General features: G+C 51.8%; 6 protein-coding genes. 5 read left to right on the top strand and 1 reads right to left on the bottom strand.

Features of this window, described 5'->3' with window-relative positions; translation table 11 throughout:
• Window positions 1–42 precede the first annotated feature (42 nt).
• From BOW52_RS17740 to BOW52_RS08275, 5 genes are all read left to right on the top strand, one after another.
• Window positions 43–309 (top strand): hypothetical protein, encoded by a 267-nt coding sequence (locus BOW52_RS17740; RefSeq protein WP_269087642.1) that lies wholly within the window; start codon window positions 43–45, stop codon window positions 307–309.
• A 45-nt stretch (window positions 310–354) separates the two neighbouring features.
• Window positions 355–1455, top strand: a complete 1101-nt coding sequence (locus BOW52_RS08290) for a protein-glutamate methylesterase/protein-glutamine glutaminase (RefSeq protein ID WP_078483623.1) — start codon at window positions 355–357, stop codon at window positions 1453–1455.
• Window positions 1456–1557: 102 nt separating this feature from the next.
• Entirely contained in the window at window positions 1558–2778 is a 1221-nt protein-coding gene (locus tag BOW52_RS08285) for a methyl-accepting chemotaxis protein (protein WP_172840268.1), read from the top strand.
• Window positions 2779–2812: 34 nt separating this feature from the next.
• A complete protein-coding gene (locus tag BOW52_RS08280; RefSeq protein WP_078483621.1) occupies window positions 2813–3184 on the top strand; it encodes a response regulator in 372 nt (123 codons plus the stop codon).
• A 150-nt stretch (window positions 3185–3334) separates the two neighbouring features.
• Complete coding sequence (locus tag BOW52_RS08275) at window positions 3335–5797, top strand: hybrid sensor histidine kinase/response regulator (protein WP_135622175.1); 2463 nt, start codon at window positions 3335–3337, stop codon at window positions 5795–5797.
• Window positions 5798–5819: 22 nt separating this feature from the next.
• Here BOW52_RS08275 and BOW52_RS08270 read toward each other — a convergent pair whose 3' ends face one another.
• Window positions 5820–8237 (bottom strand): SPOR domain-containing protein, encoded by a 2418-nt coding sequence (locus BOW52_RS08270; RefSeq protein ID WP_078483619.1) that lies wholly within the window; start codon window positions 8235–8237, stop codon window positions 5820–5822.
• Window positions 8238–8244 lie beyond the last annotated feature (7 nt).

Genomic DNA, 8244 nt, shown 5'->3' with positions numbered 1-8244 from the left:
GGGGCGCCGTAGGCATAAACGGTCGCGTTAAGTATTTGCCGCTTGCTTGGGCTTGGATGCCCAAAACAAGCTTCCGCAAAAATAGCGACTCCCCGAATTCATCACTTTTTACAGACCGAGTGTCTGGATATATTGTCCGAGGATGTGGGGGATATATATCCACGCAAAGTCGTCTTTTTCCCCAAAACAGGCAAAGCACGAGTTAAGAAACTGAAATCGCTGCATAACGATACGATCATCAAGCGTGAAGAGGCGTATATACACGATATCGATACACAGCCTATTACAGGCGAAGTGGAGTTGTTCTGACGTTATGGCCACCTCGTATCACAATAGAAATGAGTTTGAAAAAGTATGATCAAGGTCTTGATAGTCGACGATTCAGCGTTAATTCGTCAGGTGCTGAGAGAGATATTGGATGCTGATCCTGAGATTGAAGTGGTCGGAGCGGCAGTTGATCCCTATGACGCACGCGACAAAATCAAGGCGCTTAATCCCGATGTTTTGACGCTTGATGTAGAGATGCCGCGCATGGATGGCATTACCTTTCTCAAAAACTTGATGCGCTTAAGACCCATGCCGGTCGTCATGATTTCAACCCTGACCGAGCAGGGTGCGAGCGTGACCCTACAGGCGCTGGAGTTTGGTGCGGTCGATTTCATCAGTAAGCCGAAGCTGGACGTTTCTCAATCGATCGCAGAGTACGCTGAGGTGATTGTTGAGAAGGTTAAGGCGGCTGCTAGTGCCTCAATGCTGGTGCTTGGTCGGGCATCAAGAGAGACTAAGCCGCAGGGCGCAGCAGGGCAAGCACAGAGGCATATTAGGTCACTCGCAGCGGGTGCGGCGTATCAAGCAACGCATCGTTTGATCGCGATCGGCGCATCTACCGGTGGTACTGAGGCGATCAAAGAGGTGTTGGAGGTGATGCCGGCCGATGCCCCCGGAACAGTGATTACTCAGCATATTCCTGCCATGTTCAGTAAATCCTTCTCAGAACGGCTAGATTCACTCTCGGCGATGAAGGTCAAAGAGGCAGAGAATGGTGATTATGTATTACCGGGTCACGCCTTCGTTGCACCCGGCGACTACCATATGGAGGTTAATCGAGATGGCGCAAGGTATGTGATTAGCCTCAATCAGAGTGACCCCGTAAACCGTCATCGTCCGGCCGTCGATGTGATGATGAATTCTGTGGCACGCAATGTGGGTAGTAACGCCATTGGCGTGATACTGACAGGCATGGGTGCTGATGGTGCTGCTGCAGGCATGCGTCAGATGCATGATGCGGGTGCGCCTACCATCGCTCAGGATGAGAAGAGTTGTGTGGTTTGGGGAATGCCTAAGGAGGCGGTCAACAAGGGAGGTGTCGATTTTGTGCTGCCGTTGAACAAGGTGGCGGACAAACTCCTTGATCTGGCTGCAGAAGTACCCAAATCGGCCGATAGAAATGGGTAACAGTAAATCGGCTTCGGACCGCGGATCAGCGGATCAGCGGATCAGCGGATCAGCGGCGAGTCGTGGCAGGACGTCACACTTAAATGTATGCAAGGCGATACGATGATTGATCGGATAAAAAAGCTATTCACCACGCACTGGATTGAGAGTCTGGTTACATTACTGATTCTATTGCTACAGCCATTCCTGTCTGACATGGATGTGCCCTCATATGTTTCTGTCGTACTGCTGGCACTTACCTGGATAGTTGGGGCCTTTCTTCGCATCGAGATTGAGGTGGAAGAGGATGACTCACCCGATATGAATGGAGTTGCCAGCCTGGAGGCGGAGTTTGTACAGCTACAGAATTCAACCGAGCTCGAGGTGAAACAGCAGTTCGACCATATCCTCATTGAGTTATCCCAGGTGCGTGATCTGCAGGGCAATGCCATAGCCGATCTGGTCACCAGCTTTACCGGTCTTGAGGCCGATGCACGTCGCCAGACCGAGATGGTGCATGAACTGATAGAGCGTATGTCGAACCATGGCGATGATGGCGCTAGTGTTAAGCAGTTTATCGATGATTCACAAGAGCTGATCAATGAGTTTGTCGACAACATCACAGCAATGAGTGCATACAGCATGGAGCTGGTTGAGACGATGAATTTGATGAAGACGCAGATTGATAAAGTCGACCACCTATTGGGAGAGATTGACGGTATCAGTTCACAGACTGATCTGTTGGCACTCAACGCAGCCATTGAAGCTGCACGTGCAGGTGAAGCAGGACGCGGATTTGCTGTGGTGGCCGATGAGGTCCGTTCGCTATCATCCAGAAGTCGGCAGTTCTCCAACCAGATCCGCGAGCAGTTTGCGGTTGCCAAGGGGACGATGGATAAAGGTGCGGGCATTGTTGGCAGAATGGCATCCAAAGACATGAGTATGTCGATGAACTCTCAGGACCACATCGGTGAGATGATGAGTGAGATCGGAACGCTGAATGACTATGTCTCAGATCACCTCAGTTCAGTCTCCTCAATCTCTGAAAGTATTAGCCAAAATGTGGGCGTGGCCGTTCGCTCGTTGCAGTTTGAGGATATGACCAAGCAACTTGTCGATCATATGGAAAACCGAATCTCCGCATTACAGGAGTTTCTCGATATGGTTAAAGAGCTGCGTAATGATCTTGCGACATCAAAGTCGTCCCACGGTGTGTCACGTTTTGATGAGCATGCCGAGCGGCTACGCAGGGTGTTGCAGAAAGAGCACGGTACATTCGACAATACAAAACACAAGGCCATCGACCAGCAGAGCATGGACGATGGTGATATCGAACTGTTTTGATTGAAATGGTATCAGCGGCAATTGATGGTGGGCTATGGCAAAAATTCTAATCGTTGATGATGAAGAGCCCGTAAGGGCTATGCTACGCGATATGCTTGAGGTTCATGAGCATGAGGTGGAAGAGGCCGTTGATGGACGTGATGCCATTGAGTGTTATCGGCGTGGCCACTTCGATATGGTTATCACTGATCTGGTCATGCCCGATATGAATGGTCTCGATCTGATTATGGCGCTGCGAGAAGAGAAGAAGGATGTAAAGATTCTGGCGATCTCAGGGGGCGGCGGGATTGTCGGAAGGTTTGACTATCTACCCATTGCCAAACTCATTGGTGCCGAATCCATTTTGAAAAAACCGTTCGATCTGCAGCAATTCAGCAGTAGCGTGGCGAAGATACTTGATGCGTAGTGCTCTGCGATAGTTCACCCGTTCATTACTCAATGTATACCAAGACTTTCTCTTCCACCCCCCACTCTGACCATACCGATCCCGATCGGCTACCTTAATTGATGGTCATTAATAGTGGTCGATAACATAACCGAAAGTGGAAATCGTGCGTTGCAGACACTAAGTGCCTGCAATGAGGCAGTCATCCGTTCTAAAACTGAGGCTGAACTGTTTAGCAATATCTGTGAGGTTATCACCCATAGTGGTGGCTATCGCATGGCATGGGTAGGTACCGTTCAACACGATATCAATAAATCTATCTTGCCTGTGGCAAAGTCGGGGTTTGAGGATGGCTATCTTGAGAGTGCGAACCTTACCTGGGCCGAATATGCTCGTGGTCAGGGACCGGGTGGGTTAGCGATTCGGAACCTTCAACCCGCCATCATCAGGGACGTGCAGACAGATGAGCGGTTTGCACCGTGGCGTGAGCAGGCGACATCACGCGGTTACGCCTCAGTAATAGGTCTACCGTTGATTGAGGAGGGCGTAGCCTTTGGTGTCTTATTAATCTACGCCTCTGAGAACGATGCCTTTGATAGTGATGAGGTCTCACTCCTGGTGCGCCTTAGTGACAATCTGGCCTTTGGCGTAACGGCGATAAGAAATCGGCTTGAGCGACGTACTACGGAGCAGGCGCTAAAGGCGAGTGAAGAGAGCCTCAGAGAGACTCAACATATCACCCACCTGGGTAGCTGGGTCTGGTCCAAACAGACCAGTGAGATGCGTTGGTCCGATGAGATTTTCCTGATCTTCGGCTTTTTACCGGTCTCTATCAAACCATCCTTCGAAACACTGCTCGCAATCGTTCAACCCAGAGATCGGCAGGTGGTTATGAAGGCCATCGAAAACACTCGAAAACATTATCTACCACTCGATATCGAATTCAGGGTTGAGCGACGTGATGTCGGTGAGCGTACCGTTATCATGCGTGGACACGTCCATTTTGACGACAATGGCCGACTCTCACATATCATGGGTACCATTCAGGATATCAGTGAGCAGACGAGTAACGAACGACAACTGCTGCTACAGAGAGCGGTGCTTGAATCGACGGACGATGCTGTCCTTATTACTGACGGTGAAGGTGTCATCGAGTGGGCTAACTCAGCAACGGAGAGGGTAACCGGATATGCGCTTGATGAGATGGTCGGGCAGACCCCGCGACTTCTTAAATCGGGCTCCCAAAGCGAAGCGTTTTATAACCAGCTGTGGGGAGTGATAACCACTGGGGAGTCGTGGCAGGGCGAGATGATTAATCGCCGTAAGGATGGTGCGCTCTACCATGAGGAGCAGACCATCACGCCGGTGATCAATAAGCGGGGGGAGATTACCCATTTTGTTGCTATAAAGCGCGATGTCAGTAAGCGCAAAGCGATGGAGCGTGAACAGCGTGAAGTGGAGAAACAGCTAAAGCAGGCTCAGAAGATGGAGGCGATTGGTCAGCTCACGGGAGGTATTGCACACGACTTTAACAATATTCTTGCCAGCATCATGGGATACACCAGTCTCGCATTGGCCAGATTTACAAAGTCTCAAGACGAAAGCAGCAATAAACTTGCAGAGTATTTAAATCGTATAGATCAGGCGAGTCGACGTGCGCGTGATCTGATTGCACAGATGCTGGCATTCAGTCGTGCTGGTACAAGTGAGCCAAGGTCTCTGCCAGCGGCGCCGTTGGTCAAAGAGGCGATATCGCTACTGCGATCGACAATCCCTAGCAATATTACTATCGCGCTTAGCCTTGATGAGGATCTTCCACCGATTAACTTTGATCCGATTCAATTCCATCAGGTGATTATGAACCTCTGTATCAATGCCCGAGATGCGATCGCAGAGAGTGGCTGTATTGATGTAAAACTCAACTTAACAACAATTGTTAATGATAGTTGTGCCTCTTGCCAGAGTGGTGTTTCTGGTGACTATGTGGAGCTCTCCGTTAGTGATAGTGGTAGTGGTATTGATCCTGAAAATTTAATGCGTGTTTTCGACCCCTTTTTTACCACCAAGGAGGTGGGTAAGGGGAGTGGCATGGGGCTCTCTATGGTGCATGGCATCGTGCACGAATATGGCGGACATATTCTGGTCAATACGAAACCCGAGGGTGGAACTGACTTTAGGGTGTTGGTCCCAGCGTCAGCGGTGAATGACTCGGAAGAACTCAGTGTGCCCACCCAGTCAATTGTTGATGGAGTCGTTACACCAGCCCGAATACTATTGGTCAACGATGATCACTCCGTTGCAGGTTTTATTGCGGAGCTACTGGAAAGTATCGGCTATCAGGTGGTTGTCACCACTGAAGAGAAGCAGATTGTTGATAGTGCACGTGAGCAGCTTAAGCATATCGATCTCCTCATTGCTGACTATGCAATACCGGGCATGACCGGGGTCGAGCTGGCCAAGGATCTACGTCAGCAACGAGAAGATCTGCCGGTACTCATTCTGTGCAGCGGTAACTCTGAACAGCCTCAATCGCCCGAGTGGCTAGAGAACCCACTCAACGGCTTTGTACGAAAACCGATCGATAACCAGCTGCTGTTATCGACTATTAGAAAACTACTCGACGGTGACGATTAGTCGACATCAGGGCTGTTTTTTATTAGAAATCGATTCTATAGCCGGCCGTCAGGTAGTAGCCGTGTGTATTGGTGGTATCGCTAGCCAGCTGCTCGGTCGACCAGTCACCACTCGCCTCCAGTTCAAAGTGAATACGACGTTTCCAACGGTAGTCCATACGGACCGCCGGTGAGAGGGTCCACTGGGTTCGGCCATCGTTTTTATTGTCGCGGTAACTCAGTTTCACACGCGGATTGAGGCGCCAGTTACTGGTGATTGGATAACGGGTGTTGAGCAACATCGTGGTGGTACTCGAGGTGCTACCGTCGGCAAAGCGTAGGCCGAGTACGGCCGTATCGCCTTGTTTGATCAGATTACTGCCCATCAACTGCATGTTGTAGTAGTACTCGTTACCGGTTCCCGGTATCGCCTCAACTCCGCCTGATGCGGGCGTCCCCTGTAGGTTGGTGGCGGTGATGTCGGCGTTGAGCTGAACCTGCTCTGAGATCGGCGTGGAGAAACCGAATACTGCAGTGTTACTACGTGCAGTACGATCAACTGCCAATTGGCGAATCTCCGACTCGGTGAAGCTGCTGAGCAGCTGTTCAACACCCTCGACCAGCTGTCCCTGAATTGCATTGCGAGTGGTAAGAATCGGCGTGAGACGGTGGTCGAGTGTGAGATTGATGTTGCTGTGGGAGCCGATCTTCCAGTTGCCCAGCAGCATCACGGTGTTGAGCTCGTCGTAGGAGATGTCGTAGTCGACCAGTCCTAGTAGTGAACGCTCAGGGTGGAAGTAGCGCAGCTCGGCACCGACGGCACGTCGATCGGTAATGTCGGCAACACGCTGCTCGATGATAAAGGGGCTGAAGTCCCAGGCGTTAAAGAAGGTGCCAAGGTCGATACTCGCACCGACAAAATTGCGGTCTGTGGTGAGGGGATCAGAGGTACGATCGACCGGGAAGCCTGCAACCATGTTGAGCTTGCCCCAAGAGGTGGCCTGATAGCTGAGCAGGCCACCATCGAAACGTCCCAATACACCGCCACTACTGCGAGTCTGACGCCCAACGCGACCGCTAAGCCCGGATGGTTTGTGACTGGCTTCAGCGTAGAGAGAGCTGATACGGCTCTCGTTATCTTCACCATCATTAAGGAAATCGTGCAGATATCCACCAGTAAAACGGGTGCGGAACTCGCTATCATGACTGCGCCTGCGACTGGTGACATCAAGGTCGGTGGAGAGTGAGGACTGGTTAACCGTCGACTCCTCCTCATCAATGCTGTTGATGTCACGTCGATAGTATTGAGAGAAACCACCAAACAGAGTCCACTGCGCCTCATCAATGGTACGTTTTCCCTTGGCCGCACGCAGGCTCTCCTTGGGGCGGTCGGGGGCACTGATCAGTGCTGCTAGACGCTGTCGCACACGCTCAGCTGGCTCTCCCTCTGGATAGAGCGAGAGGTACTGCTCATAGGCTGCCTTGGCCTGAGCCAGCTGTCCGTTACGCTCACGCGCACTTCCAAGCAACTCCAGTGCCTGCTGTCCCTTTGGATTCTCTTTATGTTCGATCAGACGCGCATAGATACGGATGGCACGACCGTAGTCGCTGCCCAACATCGCCTTGCGAGCCTCCTCCATCAGCGATTCGATACGCTCAAGCGGCAAAGGCGGTCGGGTGGCCAAGGGGGTTGCGACAGGTTTCACAGCGGCTGTTTCCGTCTTCTTCTCGACCTCGCTCTGACTGGCGCGGGCAACCCACGCCTTGGGATAATTGGCAGTGAGCTGCTTGAGCATCTCGCTGGCCTCACTACGGGTGGCAAAAAAGCCGAGGCGCAGGCGATACCAGGTACGCTGATTCTGTTCAAAATCGACCACATAGGCCTGTCGCCTGGCGTGCTGTTTGAGGCTGGCGTGATCTGCCAGATCGATTGGCTTGAGTGAAGACTCGAGGTTGATCACATAGGGGAGGGAAACCAGTGTCGCTGCTTTGCTGGTCGATGGCTTAGGTGTGGCTGATGTCACTCGTGGTAGTCGGATCGTCAGACCCTGCATGTCGGGATCAGGATTGACCTCGTAGTCGGTTACGCGGCTGAAACTGACAATCAGAGTGTAGTCATCCTGACCGCGTCCTTCGTAACGTACCTCGTCCAGTGGCACATCGCGACTCGAATCCCAGGTGACCTGCTCCTCGCCAATTAACATGTTATCGCTATCGATGCGTATATCTCGCGGGCGCAGACTGATCTGCAGCTCCTTGCCATGGCTATGGGGTGCATGAGAGAGATACTGCATCGCGGTGCTGAAGCGGATCTGCAGTGTGACGGAGGATTGTTCGACCGTTGGCAGGATATCCTCAATCATCCGCACCTCAGCAGCGGCGCTGCCGATGTTGATCAGCAGCAGCGGAAGTAGGAGTGCTACAGCGAGTAGTGTTCTAAGGCGTTGGATAGTTATATACATGGGTCGA

Source organism: Solemya pervernicosa gill symbiont, assembly GCF_002020875.1.
Lineage (GTDB): Bacteria > Pseudomonadota > Gammaproteobacteria.
Note: the sequence above shows the minus strand (reverse complement) of the source record. Positions and strands in the feature narration are given on the sequence as shown.